We start from the raw sequence: 15822 nt of genomic DNA on the forward strand, positions 1-15822 counted from the left end.
CCGCCAACCGCAGGCAAGTTGCTACGGTCCCCACCCGTTATCAAGCCGGCAATTCAGGCGGATTTTTGCGCGCTGGCACAGGACGAAGCCGACTTCTACCCGCATGGCTGCGACGCTCACCAACGCCCGTTGCGCCGGTTCCAGGCGTAGAGCAGATCAGCGAAGCGGTCGTAGACGAAGCGCGTGAGCGGCAAGACAACGCGATTGCCGAGCAGCGATGCCAGCCAGCCCTCGCCCGGCGTGGCGCGCCAGACGGCGATGGCGACATCCGCGCCCACGATCAATTTTCCGCCGGCGTCGGTGGCATGGAGCCTGCGACGGATGTCCTCAAGCGAGGCGCCATGCCCGGCAAGCGCGTCGGGCTCGATGTTGATGTCGCGGAAAACGATCCGCCCCGCCTTCACCGCCTCGATCAGCCGCTTCTTCTGGTGCGCGATGCCGGCGTCGCAGACCGGGCAGCGCGTGTTGTACCAGACGGTCAGCTCGGCCAAACGAAGCTCACGCCGGGCGAAGTCCCAACCTGGACAGGCAGACTTCGATGGACGGGACGCGGACCGATGTCATCGTCTCGTCCTCCCCGAACTCGGCCACGCTGCGATAACCCTCGGGGCCTAGCTGCTTGTGGATGCCGGTTCAGTTCGATTTTTACCATTTCGTGGCGCGCGCCCTTGGGCGACAACGGCACGACGTCCCCGCCGATCAGCTCGAACCGCTCGTCCTCGCCGATAATGCCCGCCTCGACCATCGCCTCGATCTCCGCGACGGTCCACGCCCGGCGCGGCATGCCTTCGGCTACCTGGAACGTCCCCGGCAAATCCGGATGCATGTTCGGGATGTGCTCGTTCATGATGGAAAATATAGCACGGCGCGCCGGGGCTGACATCTTCCGTCGCGCGCCTTGCCGTGCGTTCTGCCAATCATGTCATGACACTGCAATCACGCCGAAATATCTGTCCGGCATCGACTGGGGAGATACCGAAATGACTTTAAGGACGACAGCGATCGCGGTCGCTTCAATTCTCGCAATGTCCGGAGCCGCGCAGGCGACCGAACTGACCGTGATGGCGTACAATATCTGGGGCGGAGGCGGCAACGAGAACAAGCCCATCGACGAGACCGTGGCGGTGATCAAGGCCGCCGGCGCGGATATCGTTGCGGTCTCCGAAACCCGGCTGGAAGGAGACCCTTGCACGGCGGATTCCTGCCCGCCCAGAGGGACGTCGGTAGCCGCCAAACTCGCCGAGGCGCTGGGCTTCCACTACTATGACCAGACCGAAAGCAATCCGGCGATCTGGGCGAACGCCATTGTCTCGCGCTACCCTATCGTCAAGCCGACGCAAGACGATCTCGGCGTGGCGATCGATGTCGGCGGCCGTATGGTCTACGTCTTCTCCGTCAATCTCGACGACGCGCCCTACCAGCCCTACCAGTTGCTCGGCATCGAATATGGCGACGCGCCGTTCTTCAAGGCGGCGGACGAAGCGGTCAAGTCAGCCGAGGCGACGCGCGGAAAATCGTTCGATGCGCTGATCGCCGACGCCAACGAAGCCAGGGATGCGGCTGCGGTCTTTATCGCCGGCGACTTCAACGAGCCTTCGCATCGCGACTGGACCGATGCGACCGTCAAGGCAGGATCCCAGCCGCTCGCGGTCGCCTGGCCCGGCACGACGAAGCTCGAGGCCGCCGGCTTCATCGATACGTTCCGCGCCATCTTCCCCGACGCCGCCGCCAAGCCAGGTATCACCTGGACCCCGACCACCGACGCCGCAGACCCGGAAGCCCATCTCGACCGCATCGATTTCGTGTTCGCGCGGGCACCAAGCCTAAAGGTTCTCAGCACAGCCGTGGTCGGCGAAAAGCGACCTGAGGCGGACATCGTCGTCACGCCGTGGCCTTCGGATCACCGCGCCGTGGTCAGCAAGGTCGAGTTCTGATCCGACCGAGGAAAAAGCCGCCCGAAAAGGCGGCTTTTTTCTTATTTCGATAGTGCCGGATCAACTGTCCAGGAAGCTTCTGAGCTTGCGGCTGCGGCTCGGATGCTTGAGCTTCCTGAGCGCCTTGGCCTCGATCTGGCGGATACGTTCGCGTGTCACCGAGAACTGCTGGCCGACTTCTTCCAGCGTGTGGTCGGTGTTCATGCCGATGCCAAAGCGCATGCGCAACACGCGCTCTTCGCGCGGCGTGAGCGAGGCGAGCACGCGCGTCGTCGTCTCGCGCAAATTCGCCTGGATAGCCGCGTCGATCGGCAGAATCGCCATCTTGTCCTCGATGAAATCGCCGAGGTGCGAATCCTCCTCGTCGCCAACGGGCGTTTCGAGCGAGATCGGCTCCTTGGCGATCTTCAAGACCTTGCGGACCTTCTCAAGCGGCATGGCGAGCTTTTCGGCCAGTTCCTCCGGCGTCGGCTCGCGGCCGATCTCGTGCAGCATCTGGCGCGACGTCCGTACGATCTTGTTGATCGTCTCGATCATGTGGACCGGGATGCGGATGGTGCGGGCCTGGTCGGCGATCGAGCGGGTGATCGCCTGCCTGATCCACCAGGTCGCATAGGTCGAGAACTTGTAGCCGCGGCGGTACTCGAACTTGTCCACCGCCTTCATCAGGCCGATATTGCCTTCCTGGATCAGATCGAGGAACTGCAGACCGCGGTTCGTGTACTTCTTGGCGATGGAGATCACCAGGCGAAGATTCGCCTCGACCATTTCCTTCTTGGCGATCGCAGCTTCGCGTTCGCCCTTCTGGACCTGGTTGACGATCTTGCGAAATTCCAGGATCGAGATCGCCGTCTCGGTGGCAAGGTTCTGGATCTCGGAACGCAGCGCCTTGATCGTCTCCTTCTCGTTCTTGGTGAACTCCTTCCAGCCCTTGGCTGAAAGGTTGGAGATCGACTTGATCCAGTTCGGGTCGAGTTCCGAGCCCTGGTAGTGCTCAAGGAAAGCTTCGCGCTTCACGCCGTAGCTTTCGGCGAGGCGCAACAGCTTGCCCTCGTTCTGCACCAGCCGTTTGTTGATGTCGTAAAGCTGCTCGACCAGCGCCTCGATGCGCGCGGTGTTGAGCGACAGCGACTTCACCGCCTTGATGAGATTGTCCTTCAGCTCCTTGTGGCGGCGCTCCTGGCTGGGCGACAGCGTGCCGGAAGCCGACAGCCGGTTCTCGACCTGCTGGTCCTGAAGCTTGCGGAGCTTCTTGTAGGTGTCGGCGATGACGTCGAAGGTCTCCATGACCTGCGGACGAAGCTCGGCTTCCATGGCGGCAAGCGACAGGCTCGCCTCGTCGTCGTCGTCGTCGTCCTCTTCGAGACCGCGCATGTCGGCGCCGACATTGGTGATGTCATCGTCGTCGCGGGCCGCGGGCCGGCGGCCCCTTTCGTCCAGCGCGGGCTTCGCTTCTTCCTCGCGGGGCGCCACGACCGGAGCCTGCTTGGCCTCGGGACCGGCGTAGGTCGCTTCGAGATCGATGATCTCGCGCAGGAGGATCTTGGCCTCGTTCAGTTCATCGCGCCAGATGATGATGGCCTGGAAGGTCAGTGGGCTTTCGCAAAGACCCGCGATCATCGTCTCGCGGCCGGCCTCGATGCGCTTGGCGATGGCGATCTCGCCCTCGCGCGACAGAAGCTCGACCGAGCCCATCTCGCGAAGGTACATGCGCACGGGATCGTCGGTGCGGTCCGTAGGCTCCTTCTTGACGGGCGCGGCAGCAACCGCGGTACCCGTCTGCTCGGCCAGCTCGTTGGCGTCTTCCTCGGCATCGGCCGGTGCGGCCTCCGCCTCGCCTTCATCGGCGTTCTCGTCATCCTCGACGACATTGATGCCCATATCCGAGAGCATCGACATCGTGTCCTCGATCTGCTCGGAGGTCACTTCCTCCGAGGGCAGCACCGAATTCAGCTCGTCCATGGTCACGTAGCCGCGCTTCTTGGCGGCCTTGATCATCTTCTTGACAGCATCGTCGGAAAGGTCGAGCAAGGGCCCATCTGTGGTGCCTTCGCGTTCGGTTTCGGCCTCTTCCTTTTCCTTAGTCGCCATACTTTTAGCTTCTCCATGCGGTTGCGTGGCCCCGAGCAGACCCGAACCGAATAACCAGACGCACTCGCCGAACCCGCGCTTCCGAGCCAGTCTCCGTGCGTATCCTAAGTCCCGATTAACACTGTCAAATGGGGCGGGTACCCATCCCTGTCCACTGAACCGGCTATTATCCTGTCGATTTTCGCCCTTTTAGGGTGGTTGGGGCTTTCGCAGGTTACGTTTCGAATCGACCTGATTCAGCCATTCTCGCCAAAGGTCAAGCGCCTGTCGCATGATTCGCGCTAAAAAAGCGAATCAAATGCTCACAGACCCCGCCCGGCCCTGCCGGAGGGTACGCCGAAACCTTCGATCAGTGCTTCGGTGGCCTGCACATCTCGGAACTGCGTCTGAATTTCGACCAAATGACGGTAATTCTCATCGGTCGGTTCGGTCGCCAGCGCCATTTCGGCCGCCTTCAATTCCTTATGTAGAGTGCCGGCGCTGCGGTGCAAGTGCAGCGCCTGCGCGAAAGCTTCACGGGCATCGTCGAGTGCGGCGTCCTCCAGAACGGGCCAGAGCCGCGCCTTGCGGATCAGCCCGACCGCGCGCTCCCAGCCGTCGAGCTGTCCCGCCGCCGCGATGCGCGCCAGAACCTCGCCGCGGCCGTTCGCCGCGTCATGCGCCATCGCATCAAGTATCGTCGTGTGAAGCTGGCGCAGGTCCGGATGCGATAGTTCGAGGAACTCGGTATGCTCGAAATTCTCGTCAATCAGCGACGGGTGGTTGACAAGCGCCACGATGATCGCCGCCTCCCTGAGCGGCATGACCCCGCCGGCGCGCTTGACCATGGCCGAGCGGGCAAGGCTCTCCGACACGGCGAAGCGGCTTGCCGCTCCGCCTGGCCGTGCAAATTGACCGCCCTGCGCGGGGGACCCCTGCCCGTGGCCGCCGCGCCTTTCCCATTCGCCGGCCCTGAGGGGCTTCTGCCGTGCTCTGCCGAAGAAGGTCTGTACGCGCTCGCGCATTTCCTGGGCGTAGTGGAAACGCAGATTCTCGTCCTTGATGCGAGCCGTCAGGTCGCGCAGCGTCTTCTCAAGCTCGGCCTTGCGCTCGGGCGTATCGAAAACGCCTCCCGACGTCTCGCGCATCCAGAGCAGGTCGGCGAGCGGCCGGGCGTCGGCCAGCACCTGCCGGAACGCCTCCGCGCCTTCGGTCCTGACCAGATCGTCGGGGTCCTTGCCCTCGGGCAGCAGCGCGAACCGCGCCGTCCTGCCCGGCTGGATGGCGGGCAGCGCCATGTCGGCGGCACGCCAAGCGGCCTTGAGGCCGGCGGAATCACCGTCGAAGCAGAGCACCGGCTCGCTGGACATGCGCCACAAAAGCTCGAGCTGATTTTCGGTGAGCGCCGTGCCGAGTGGCGCGACCGCGTTGTCGAAGCCGGCTTGCGCCAGCGCGATCACGTCCATGTAGCCTTCGACGGCGATCACCGTCCCACCGCGAGCGATGGCCTTGCGGGCGCGCACGTAGTTGTAGAGCACGTTGCCCTTGTGGAAGAGCTCGGTCTCGGGCGAGTTCATGTATTTCGCCAGCGCGTCAGGCGACAGGGCGCGGCCGCCGAAGGCGATGATGCGGCCCCGAGAATCCGGAATCGGGAACATGATGCGGTCGCGGAAATAATCGTAGGAGACCGGGATGTCGTCGCCGTGGCGGACCAGCCCGCACGCCTCCATCTGCGCCTTCTCGACGCCTTTCGATGCCAGGAACTCCTTCAGCGCATTGCGGCTTTCGGGCGCATAGCCGAGGCGGAAGGACTGCTGCGTCGCCGGCGTCAGGCCACGGTCGCGCAGGTAGGCACGGGCCTTTGCGCCGGCCGCCGACTGCAGTTGGTCCTGGAAGAATTTCGTGGCCAGTTCCATGACGTCGATCAGGCTGGTGCGCTGTTTCTCGCGCTGTTCAGTCCGCTCGTCACGCACCGGCATGGGTACTCCGGCGATTGCTGCGATACGCTCCACGGCTTCCGGAAAACCGATACCCTCCAGTTCGGTCAGGAATTTGAAATGGTCGCCGGTAACGCCACAACCGAAGCAGTGGTAGCGGCCCTTCTTGTCCTCGCAATGGAAGCTCGGGCTCTTCTCGCCGTGGAAGGGGCAGCAGGCCCAATAATCCCCACGTGAGGCATTGGTTTTCTTCCTGTCCCACGAGACGCGCTGGCCGATTACAGATGAAATCGGTACGCGGTCGCGTATCTCGTCGAGAAAGGCGTTTTCGAAGCGCATGGGCGGAAGAGTCTCTTTCCACGCCATATAAGCACGGGCGGGTGCCGAGGCGACACTTATCGCTCCGCTTGCCCGAGATTCACAGGCCGCCCCGTTACATCGACGACGCTCTCATCCTCGCCACGCCCCGATCCTGCTGCACCGCCTGGCACCGCCTTGGTGTCCCAACCCACCGTTCTCGCCTGCGACTGGAACATAAACGCCCGTCGGTAGTTCATTGCCCATGGTTCAAACGGCTGCTTTTCTGCGCAGTCTCGAACGTCGCGACAGTCTGAGCGATGACGAGATCAGGATCATCAGCGAGCTTCCGGGGCGCCCCGCAGTCTTTGCGGCAGGCGAAGAGTTCGTCATCGAAGGCTCCAGACCGAGGGAAAGTTGCCTCGTCACGGCCGGGTTTGCCGCGCGCAGCCAGTCGTTGCGCTCAGGCGAGCGGCAGATAACGGCGGTGCATGTGCCGGGCGACTTCGTCGACCTGCACTCGATGATGCTGAAGGTCATGGATCACAGCGTCATTGCACTCGGCGCCTGCAAGGTGGCATTCGTCCCGCATGAGAAGATCAAGGAGGTGACGGAAACAAACCCTCACCTGGCGCGCATGTTCTGGCTATCGACCACGATCGACGGCGCCATCCAGCGCACCTGGATCACCTGTCTGGGCCGCCGCTCGGCCGAACAGCATCTCGCTCATCTGATCTGCGAACTCTACGTCAGGCTGGAGGTCGCGGGCGTGGCGTCGGATAATGGCTTCGAATTTCCGGTGACTCAGGCCCAGCTCGGCGACGTGCTCGGGCTATCGGTCGTTCATGTGAACCGCAAGCTGCAGGAACTGCGCGCAGCAGGATTGGTCGAGTGGCGTGACGGCAAGGTAAAAATCCGCGATTTCGAGCGGCTTGCAGAATTGTCCGAGTTCGACCCGACCTATCTCAGCCTGACGCGCGAATCGCGATAATCCGGTTGTGCCACGTGCTCAGGCCGAAGCGCCCGACGTGCTCAGGCGCGGAGCTGCAATGTCAGCGTTTTCGCGATGATCGAATGAAACCGCCATGGTCCGACCAGTTGCGATGCGCACGATGGAAGCGACGATGGCGTCGTCGCTATAGCCGATGCCGGCCGCCGTGGCCCGAAGCTGCATCATCACGCTATGCGTCGAAACCGGCTGGCCGAGCGGATGACCCGAAAGCATAGCCGAAACAAGCTCGTCGCAGGTCGGGACCCGGTGGGTATTGAAGCTCGCGGCGGCCACTTTTCCCAACTCCGTCGGATAAGTCTTTCAAAGATATCGTACGCCGTCTGCAGCGATTGGCGAGCAGTTTTCTGGTCCGACCAGGTTCAATTTCGGCGGCTGGATCGTCTACTGGAACGGCTGTCGGGAAGGCGCCCAAACGGTTTATGGGAGCCTGATACCGGGCGCCTGGCGGGCAGCCGCTCTTGCGCTGCCACGCGTGTTCGGCGATGCTCGTTGCGTCAGGGAGGACTGCAAATGAGGAAAATTCCTGCGCTGTTGGTGCTTCTGGCCGTAGCGTCATGTACGTCGACGCCACAGGCTCCAAAACCTGCGCCGAGCACGGCAGCCGGAGCGGCGGTCACCCTGACGGATGCGGATCGCGCCGCGGTCGAGGGTGCGTTGCGGGCCAGGCTGACGCCAACAGCGACCATCCGGACCATGATCGCCCAGAGCGACGCCGGTGGAGTGACGGTCTGCGGCTATGTGAACTCCGGTAGCGGTGACACGCCATTCATAGGCATGCTTGTCGAGGGCGCATTCATCGTGACTGATCTCGGCGGCCCGACTGAGCGAACGATCGCGGTGCAGAAGGCCTGCCACGGACGCGGCATCTATATCTGACATTCGCCCATACGAACCGATCGGATATTGCGACCCGCGCGCATTGCACGGGTCGCTTCAACTGCATGCGCAGGTAACAATATGCTTCAGGCCTGAATAATAGGATTTGTCAGACAATATTGACTCTCCTGGAGAGGTCCGCTTAGTTGGCCGCGGAAACTTGAAACGGCGAGGACTGCGCGTTGGAGGGCGCGCAACGGGTTTCGCCCAAGGACGCCCTGAAGGGGCTCCTGTCGCAATCCCCTGCCCTATATGCCGCTGCGTTTCCGCCAACCAACAACGGAATGGGAGGAATTCATGAAGCTTAGACTTGCAAGCGCCCTGCTGGTGACCGCCGCATTGCTGGCGACCGGCGCAACGGCGCAGGATAAGAAGCAGCTCGCCTTCGTGGTCAACGGCGCATCCGACTTCTGGAAGCTCGCCGAGGCCGGCGTGAAGAAGGCGCAGGGCGAACTGCCCAATTATGAGCTGTCGCTCAAATATCCCGAGCAGGCCGCCGCCGCCGTGCAGCAGCGCCTGATGGAAGATTTGGTGGCGGGCGGCGTATCGGCGATCATGGTGAGCGCCGTTGATCCGAAATCGTCGACCGACTCGCTGAACAAGATCGGCTCGCAGGTGCCGCTCTTCACCACGGACAGCGACGCGCCCGACACCAACCGCATCGCCTATATCGGTTCGTCGAACACGGATGCCGGCAAGCAGGCGGGCGAGATCGCACTGAAGGCGCTGCCCGAGGGCGGCAAATGCATCGGCTTCGTCGGGTTGCCGGGCGCCGACAATGCGCGCGAGCGCATCGAAGGCATGAAGTCGGTCATCGCCGGCTCCAAGGTGGAACTGATCGATGTTCGCGGCGACGACATCGACATGACGCGCGCCAAGCGCAACGTCGAGGACGCGCTGGCCGCCAACCCCGACATCGACTGCATGGTGGGCTTCTATTCGTACAATCCGCCGCGCATCTACGAGGTGCTCAAGGAGTCCGGCAAGCTCGGCCAAGTGACCGTGATCGCCTTCGACGAGGATCCGATCACGCTCGGCGGCGTGCGCGAGGGCACGATCGCAGGCACCGTGGTGCAGGACCCGTATGAATGGGGCTACCAGGGCATGAAGCTGATGGCAAAGTATCTCGAGGGCGACAAGTCGGTCGTGCCCGAGAACAAGCTGATCATCGTGCCCACCAAGATGATCGACAAGGCCAATGTCGACGCATTCGAGGCGGAACTGAAGTCGCGCATCAGCGGCGGCTGACGCCTTGGAGCGAGCAGGCCGGCGCTATCTCCCAGCCGGCCTGTTCGGCGCGTATTGTCATCCGACGAACCAATCAGCATAGTTCGGCGATGCCCGATCCGTTCCTGAAGATGACGGGAATCTCGAAGGTCTATCCCGGCATCAGGGCCGTGGACGACATCAGCCTTTCCGTCAGCCAGGGCGAGGTGATCGGTCTCGTGGGAGAGAACGGGGCGGGCAAGTCGACGCTCATGAAGATCCTCGGCGGCGTCGTCGCACCGAGCGCAGGGACGATCGAGCTCGACGGCGTCGCAACCGAGCGGCTCACCGTCGGCGGCTCGATGCGCGGCGGCATCGCCTTCGTGCACCAGGAACTGAATCTGTTCGAGAACCTGAGCGCGGCGGCAAACATCTTCATCGGCCGCGAGCCGCTGAAGGGCGGGCCGCTGAGGCTGATCGACGAGCGCGAGCTCAGCCGCCGGGCCGAACCGCTGCTGAAGCAGCTCGGCGCGGACTTTTCCGCCGACACGCCCGTTGCGTCATTGTCGCTCGCACAGATGCAACTCGTCGAGATCGCCAAGGCGCTGTCACTGAAGGCGCGCCTCGTCATCATGGATGAGCCGACGTCGAGCCTGACCGCCTCCGAGACGGAGCGGCTGTTGCAGATCATAACGCGGCTGAAGGCCGAAGGGGTCTCCGTCATCTTCATCTCGCACCGGCTGGCCGAGGTGGAGCATTCGGCCGACCGCGTCGTCATCCTGCGCGACGGCAGGCGGGTCGCCGAACTCGGCAAAGGCGAGATCCATGCCGAGACGATGATCCGTCACATGATCGGGCGCGACCTGAAGACTCTGTACCGCCCGCCCGCCCAACCGCCCGGAGAGGCGATGCTGGAGCTTGTCGACGTCAGGACAGGCTACCGGCCGGAGCAGCCGGTCAACCTGTCGGTCAGGCGCGGCGAGATCCTGGGCCTGGCCGGGCTGGTCGGCTCCGGCCGAACCGAACTGGCGCGCACCATATTCGGGCTCGACCCGCTGAAGGGCGGCGAGATCAGGATCAAGGGCGCACGCGCCTCTATCGCATCTCCGAGCGCGGCCATCAGGCAAGGCGTCTATCTGGTGCCAGAGGACCGCAAGCGGTCGGGCCTGATCATCGATTTTCCGATCCGCGAGAACATCACGCTCGCCAATCTCGAGGCTCACGCAAAACGCGGACTGATCGACTTCGGCGCCGAGGAGAAAGACGCGCTGAAGCAGCGCGACCGGCTCGACATCCGTACGCGCGGGGTCTCGGCCGTTGCGGGCTCGCTGTCGGGCGGCAACCAGCAAAAGGTGGTGCTGGCCAAATGGCTGTCGATGTCCCCCCAGATCCTGATATTCGACGAGCCGACGCGCGGCGTCGACGTCGGCGCCAAGAGCGAGATCTACCGGCTGATGCGCGAGCTTTCCGACCACGGCGTCGGCATTTTGATGATCTCGTCCGACATGGAGGAGGTGATCGGCGTCAGCGACCGCGTCGCGATTATGCATGAAGGCCGCATCGCCGGCTTCCTCGAGCGCGGCGAACTCAGCGAACAGGCGATATTGTCGCTCGCGGTCGGAAGGATCGCGGCATGACGCCCTCTGCCCTCATCGGAGCCGGTATCAGATGATCAACCGCAAGGACCTCTGGCTCCTCGTCCTCATCCTCGTGGTCGGCACCGTGGTTGCCATCATCAATCCGCGCTTCCTGTCGCCGATCAACCTGTCGAACACGGCGAACCTGATCGGCCTGTTCGGCATATTCGCGGTTGCCCAGGCCTTCGTGATCATCTCGGGCGGGATAGAGCTGTCGGTCGGCTCGATCATCGCGCTGCTCGGCGTGATCTTCGTCGACCTCGTGGCGGGTGAAACCGTCAGCCCGGGCATTGCTTTCGTCATCGTGGTGGCGATCGGCTGCCTGATCGGGCTGCTGCACGGGTTCCTGGTCGCAAAACTCGGGCTGCAGCCTTTCGTGGTGACGCTCTGCGGCCTGCTGATCTATCGCGGTATCGCGCGCTACTACACCGAGGATGCGACGGCTGGCTTCCCTTTCGGCGCAACCTTTCCGACGCTCGAATGGCTGACCGCCGGCCGCCTCTACGGCATCCCGCACAGCCTTGTCGCCTTCCTGGTCATCACCGTCATCATGGGCGTCGTGCTGCACAAATCGGTATTCGGCCGCTATCTCTTCGCCGTCGGCAAGAACGAGGAGGCGGCGCGCTACAGCGGCATCCATACCTCGCGCATCGTGATCGCAGCCTATGTCATCTGCTGCGGCCTGACGGCAGTGGCTGCGGTCTTCATCGCCATGTACACCCGCTCGATATCGCCCTCCTCGCACGGAAATTTCTACGAGCTCTACGCGATCGCGGCCGCGGTGCTCGGCGGCTGTTCGCTGCGCGGCGGCGAAGGCTCGATCGTCGGCGTCGTGCTTGGCACCGTGCTGCTGCAGGTGCTGCAGAATCTCGTCAACCTGCTCGGCATTCCGAGCTCGCTGAACTTCGCGGTGATGGGCTCCGTCATCCTGATTGGCGTGCTCGCCGACCAGCAGATCTCGCGCCGGACAGCGCGGGTGAAGGCACCCGCTGCCTAGCAATCCTGGCGCGCGCCGTCCTTCACCAGATAGGTCGGCTTGTACATGGTGACGAGTTCTTCCGCGGCGGTCGGATGCACGGCCATGGTGCGATCGAAGTCGTCCTTGGTGAGCCCCGCCTTGAGCACGATGCCCAGAAGCTGCGCCAGTTCGCCGGCGTCAGGCCCCAGAATGTGGGCGCCGATCACCCGCCGCGTGCCGGCATCGACGACAAGCTTGGTCAGCATCCTCTCCTGCCGGCCGGCGAGGATGTAGCGCAGCGGCCGAAAGCTCGCGCTGTAGACTTCGAGGTTGGCGAAACGTTTCGAAGCCTCGTCTTCCGACAGGCCGACCGTACCGATCTCGGGCTGCGAGAAGACGGCGGTGGCGATACAGTTGTGATCGGGCGCGGTCGGGTTGCCTTTGAAGGCGGTCTCGACGAAACACATCGCTTCGTGGATCGCTACCGGCGTCAGCTGGACGCGGTCGGTCACGTCACCGATCGCCCAGATATTCCCGACATTGGTGCGGGAATGGGCATCGACCAGGATCTCGCCCCTGACGCCGGTTTTCACGCCGGCGGCCTCCAGCCCCAGATTTTCGGTGTTGGGGATACGGCCGATGGCAAGCAATATTTGATCCGCGAAGAGCACGTGGCCGCTGTTGAGCGTCGCTGCGAGCCTGCCGTCATCGCGCCTGTCGATGTTTTCGAAGATCGTGTGGCAAAGGATGCGGATGCCCTTCGCCGCCATCTCCTCATGCAGCCTGTGGCGCAGATCCATATCGAAACGCTGCAGGATCTCCTTGCCGCGATAGATGAGCGTGGTGTCGACGCCGAGCCCGTGAAAGATGTTGGCAAACTCGACCGCGATGTAGCCGCCTCCGGCAATCACGATGGACTTCGGCAGGCTGGGGAGGTCGAAGGCCTCATTGGAGAAGATGCAGTGTTCGTGGCCGGGAAGCGCGGCGTGCGGGTTCGGGCGGCCGCCGGTGGCGATGAGAATGTGCTCGGCGGTGACTGTACGGTTCTCGTTCTCGATGAGCACCGTATGCCCGTCGATCAGTGTGGCGCGGCTGTGGAGCGTCTCGCCGCCCGCCTTCTCGACGCCACTTTGGTAAAGCCCGGAAAGCCGCCCGATTTCCTTGTCCTTGTTGGCGATCAGCGTTGGCCAGTCGAAGCTGGTCTCGGGCACCGTCCAGCCGTAGCCGGCAGCGTCGGCGAAATGTTCGGGAAACTGCGATGCATAGACGAAAAGTTTCTTCGGGACGCAGCCGCGGATGACGCAGGTGCCGCCGTAGCGATATTCCTCGGCAATCGCCACCCGCTTGCCGAGCGCCGCGGACAGACGCGCGGCGCGTACGCCGCCCGACCCACCGCCGATGACGAAGAGATCGTAGTCGTATCGGGGCATGGTTCGGTCTCCGCAGGCTGCGGATGACAGTTAGGAGGCAATGGTTCAAAAGAAAAGCCCGGCATCTGGCCGGGCTTTGACTTCCTATTGGGACACGGGAAAGTGTCCGGCGCTTACTGGAGCGGCGCGTCGAGCCCCTGCAGCACCGGAGCCTCGCCCTCCTGGGCGGGCGCGGCTCCTTCGGGCGCCGGCGCTGGCGCGGCGCTGCCAGCCTCAGCCTTCACCTGTGCATCGACGATGTCCGAAATCTGCTTGCCGACCTCGGTAGCGAGGTCGCGCGAGATGCCGCGCTGCCAGATCTCGGCGGCCTTGACCACCTCGCGGGCGACGATCGGACCGGACGCGAGCAGCTTCTTGCCCGGGTCGCTGTTGTAGAAGGCTGCGATGGCGATGAGCTCCGGCTCCGAGAATATCTTGGCGTAGGCGATCGCTGCCTCACGCTCCAGATCGGCACGGCGGGCAACGAGCGCGAGGGCCTTCTCGTCAACCGTCGCAATGATCACGTCGGTCAGGTCGGGATTCTGCTGGATCAGTTCCTGCTTCAGCTTCTGCGCGGCGGCAGGCAGAATCATGTCGTAGGTGTCGGTCGCCTTGACCGCCGTGATCGCAGCGCGGGCTGCCTTGAGGTGAGATTCGGCGATCTCCTGAGCGTAGGACTGCGACGCGAGCGCGACGAAGGCCGACGCTGCCAGGACGGCTGCGGTTCGGCGAACGCGGTGGACCAAAGTCATGTCGGAAGAACTCCCTGGTTTGTCAGTTTGCCTGGATGGTCCTGATGCCGCCCGAGCCGGCGATAACCGCAAGCTGCGCCATGCCCAGGAACAGTCCGTGCTCGACGACCCCCGGTACGGCGTGAAGAGCATTCGACAGCGCTCTTGTATCCGGAATGCGGCCAAAAGATGCATCCAGGATCAAATGCCCGCCGTCTGTAACAAAAGGCTGGCCGTTCGTCACCCTCAATGTCAGGGGGCCGGACAGGCCAAGGTTCGACGCCGCCCGGGCGACCGCGAGCTCGGTCGCCCTGAGGCCGAAACGGTTGACTTCGATCGGCAGCGGAAAGCGGCCGAGGGCATCCACCAGCTTGCTCTCGTCGGCGATGACGATCATGCGGGCCGACGCGGCCGCGACGATCTTCTCGCGCAGCAGCGCACCGCCGCCGCCCTTGATCAGGTCAAGGCCGGGCCCGACCTCGTCGGCGCCGTCGATGGTGAGGTCGAGTTCGGGCGTCTCCTCGAGCGTGGAAAGGGTAACGCCGAGCTCGGCGCAAAGCGCCGCGGTGCGCTCCGACGTCGGCACGCCGATGATCCGCATGCCGCCGGAGACTTTTTCGGCGAGCAGGCGCACGAATTCGGCGGCGGTCGATCCGGTGCCGATGCCGAGCCGCATGCCGTCCTCGACATGCGCGAGCGCCGCCCGCGCCGCCTCGATCTTCAACCCCTTTGCATCCATCGCCTGTCGGCCACCCATGAAAATGTCGGGCGCTCCTAGCATCTTTGGCCCAAGTGGCAAAGGCCCGGACGGCAAAGGCTGGCGGCCGCGCCTTGCACGGCGGCGCGGCACGGGGTATCGGCCAACGGTCGCCGAGACTTCGCGGCATCTCAACAGGCAGGACCGATATTCAGATGAGCAAGCCGATTATCGTTTTCGACCTCGACGGTACATTGGTCGACACCGCGCCGGACCTGCTCGACAGTCTGAATCATACGCTCTCTGCCGGCGGCGTCGCCCGCACCGACCCGGCCGGCTTCCGCCAGTTCGTCGGCCACGGCGGCCGCGTGATGATCGAAAGGGCCTATCAGGCGCAGAAGAAGGCGCTTCCGGTGGACGAGCACGATCGGCTTTTCGCGCTGTTCCTGGAACATTACGGCTCCAACATCCCCGGCCAGTCGAAACCGTATCCCGGGGTGGTCGAGGCGCTGGACCGCTTCCGCACGGCCGACTACCTGCTGGCGGTCTGCACCAACAAGACGGAAGCCTTCTCCAAGCGCCTGCTGGTCGAACTCGGCATGAGCGGCTACTTCGCGGCGATCTGCGGCCAGGACACCTTTGCTCACCGCAAGCCCGACCCGCGCCATCTCACCGAGACGATCGGACTAGCCGGCAGCAATCCGTCGCAGGCGGTGATGGTCGGCGATTCCAGGACCGACATAGATACGGCCAAGGCGGCGGGAATCCCCGTGGTGGCGGTCGATTTCGGCTATACCGACAGGCATGTGCGCGAGTTCGAGCCATCGAAGGTGATCTCGCATTTCGACGAGTTGACCATCGCGCTGGCGCAAGACCTCATCGCGGCGACGGACGGCAGACAGCGTTCTTGACTTCGAAGCGAGCCGTGGCCTATATCGCGGCGCGCTTCGGCCAATGGGTTCGACCTTGGGGGCCGACGGCGGGCGATTAGCTCAGCGGGAGAGCACACCCTTCACACGGGTGGGGTCGCAGGTTCAATCCCTGCATCGCCCACCAAG

Annotated in this window: 15 protein-coding genes and 1 tRNA gene; 8 read left to right on the forward strand and 8 right to left on the reverse strand. The window is 63.7% G+C overall.

What is annotated here, in order from left to right; genetic code table 11:
• Positions 1-116: 116 nt before the first annotated feature.
• Positions 117-491 (reverse strand): DCC1-like thiol-disulfide oxidoreductase family protein, encoded by a 375-nt coding sequence (locus tag ABLE71_RS14065; protein WP_348784061.1) that lies wholly within the window; start codon positions 489-491, stop codon positions 117-119.
• Positions 479-847, reverse strand: a complete 369-nt coding sequence (locus tag ABLE71_RS14070; RefSeq protein ID WP_348784062.1) for a hypothetical protein — start codon at positions 845-847, stop codon at positions 479-481. Before ABLE71_RS14070 ends, ABLE71_RS14065 begins: the two co-directional genes overlap by 13 nt.
• 133 nt (positions 848-980) lie before the next feature.
• Here ABLE71_RS14070 and ABLE71_RS14075 point away from each other — a divergent pair, with 133 nt between their 5' ends.
• Positions 981-1934: an endonuclease/exonuclease/phosphatase family protein gene (locus tag ABLE71_RS14075; RefSeq protein WP_348784063.1), complete on the forward strand. Its 954-nt coding sequence runs from the start codon at positions 981-983 to the stop codon at positions 1932-1934.
• A gap of 60 nt (positions 1935-1994) precedes the next feature.
• Here ABLE71_RS14075 and rpoD read toward each other — a convergent pair whose 3' ends face one another.
• Together rpoD and dnaG are read right to left on the reverse strand one after the other, a co-directional pair.
• Positions 1995-4025, reverse strand: coding sequence for an RNA polymerase sigma factor RpoD (gene rpoD / locus ABLE71_RS14080; RefSeq protein ID WP_348784064.1), 2031 nt, complete (start codon positions 4023-4025; stop codon positions 1995-1997).
• A 302-nt stretch (positions 4026-4327) separates the two neighbouring features.
• Complete coding sequence (gene dnaG / locus ABLE71_RS14085; protein ID WP_348784065.1) at positions 4328-6280, reverse strand: DNA primase; 1953 nt, start codon at positions 6278-6280, stop codon at positions 4328-4330.
• Positions 6281-6503: 223 nt separating this feature from the next.
• On the opposite strand from dnaG, the gene ABLE71_RS14090 reads away from it, so the two are divergent.
• Positions 6504-7229: a Crp/Fnr family transcriptional regulator gene (locus tag ABLE71_RS14090; RefSeq protein WP_348784066.1), complete on the forward strand. Its 726-nt coding sequence runs from the start codon at positions 6504-6506 to the stop codon at positions 7227-7229.
• 18 nt (positions 7230-7247) lie between these two features.
• Here ABLE71_RS14090 and ABLE71_RS14095 read toward each other — a convergent pair whose 3' ends face one another.
• Positions 7248-7523, reverse strand: a complete 276-nt coding sequence (locus tag ABLE71_RS14095; RefSeq protein ID WP_348784067.1) for a hypothetical protein — start codon at positions 7521-7523, stop codon at positions 7248-7250.
• A 237-nt stretch (positions 7524-7760) separates the two neighbouring features.
• Here ABLE71_RS14095 and ABLE71_RS14100 point away from each other — a divergent pair, with 237 nt between their 5' ends.
• The 4 genes from ABLE71_RS14100 (at position 7761) to ABLE71_RS14115 (ending at position 11966) form a co-directional block, all read left to right on the forward strand.
• Positions 7761-8126 (forward strand): hypothetical protein, encoded by a 366-nt coding sequence (locus ABLE71_RS14100; protein ID WP_348784068.1) that lies wholly within the window; start codon positions 7761-7763, stop codon positions 8124-8126.
• A 297-nt stretch (positions 8127-8423) separates the two neighbouring features.
• Positions 8424-9374, forward strand: a complete 951-nt coding sequence (locus ABLE71_RS14105; protein ID WP_348784069.1) for a sugar-binding protein — start codon at positions 8424-8426, stop codon at positions 9372-9374.
• An 89-nt stretch (positions 9375-9463) separates the two neighbouring features.
• A complete protein-coding gene (locus ABLE71_RS14110) occupies positions 9464-10969 on the forward strand; it encodes a sugar ABC transporter ATP-binding protein (RefSeq protein WP_348784070.1) in 1506 nt (501 codons plus the stop codon).
• A 34-nt stretch (positions 10970-11003) separates the two neighbouring features.
• The gene (locus ABLE71_RS14115; RefSeq protein WP_348784486.1) at positions 11004-11966 is read left to right on the forward strand and encodes an ABC transporter permease; all 963 of its coding nucleotides are present in this window, start codon (positions 11004-11006) and stop codon (positions 11964-11966) included.
• Here the strand turns inward: ABLE71_RS14115 and gor are convergent.
• The 3 genes from gor to rpiA form a co-directional block, all read right to left on the reverse strand.
• Positions 11963-13357 (reverse strand): glutathione-disulfide reductase, encoded by a 1395-nt coding sequence (gene gor / locus ABLE71_RS14120; RefSeq protein ID WP_348784071.1) that lies wholly within the window; start codon positions 13355-13357, stop codon positions 11963-11965. The two genes, ABLE71_RS14115 and gor, sit on opposite strands and share 4 nt — an antisense overlap.
• A 113-nt stretch (positions 13358-13470) precedes the next feature.
• Positions 13471-14088 (reverse strand): DUF2059 domain-containing protein, encoded by a 618-nt coding sequence (locus tag ABLE71_RS14125; RefSeq protein WP_348784072.1) that lies wholly within the window; start codon positions 14086-14088, stop codon positions 13471-13473.
• Between the two features lie 22 nt (positions 14089-14110).
• Positions 14111-14806, reverse strand: coding sequence for a ribose-5-phosphate isomerase RpiA (gene rpiA / locus ABLE71_RS14130; protein WP_348784487.1), 696 nt, complete (start codon positions 14804-14806; stop codon positions 14111-14113).
• Positions 14807-14979: 173 nt separating this feature from the next.
• Between rpiA and ABLE71_RS14135 the strand changes: the two genes are divergently transcribed.
• A complete protein-coding gene (locus ABLE71_RS14135; protein ID WP_348784073.1) occupies positions 14980-15675 on the forward strand; it encodes a phosphoglycolate phosphatase in 696 nt (231 codons plus the stop codon).
• Between the two features lie 70 nt (positions 15676-15745).
• A tRNA-Val gene (locus ABLE71_RS14140) sits at positions 15746-15820 on the forward strand.
• The last annotated feature ends 2 nt before the right edge of the window (positions 15821-15822 follow it).

This window comes from Mesorhizobium sp. KR9-304, from assembly GCF_040049215.1.
In the GTDB taxonomy this organism is placed as follows: Bacteria; Pseudomonadota; Alphaproteobacteria; order Rhizobiales; family Rhizobiaceae; genus Mesorhizobium_K.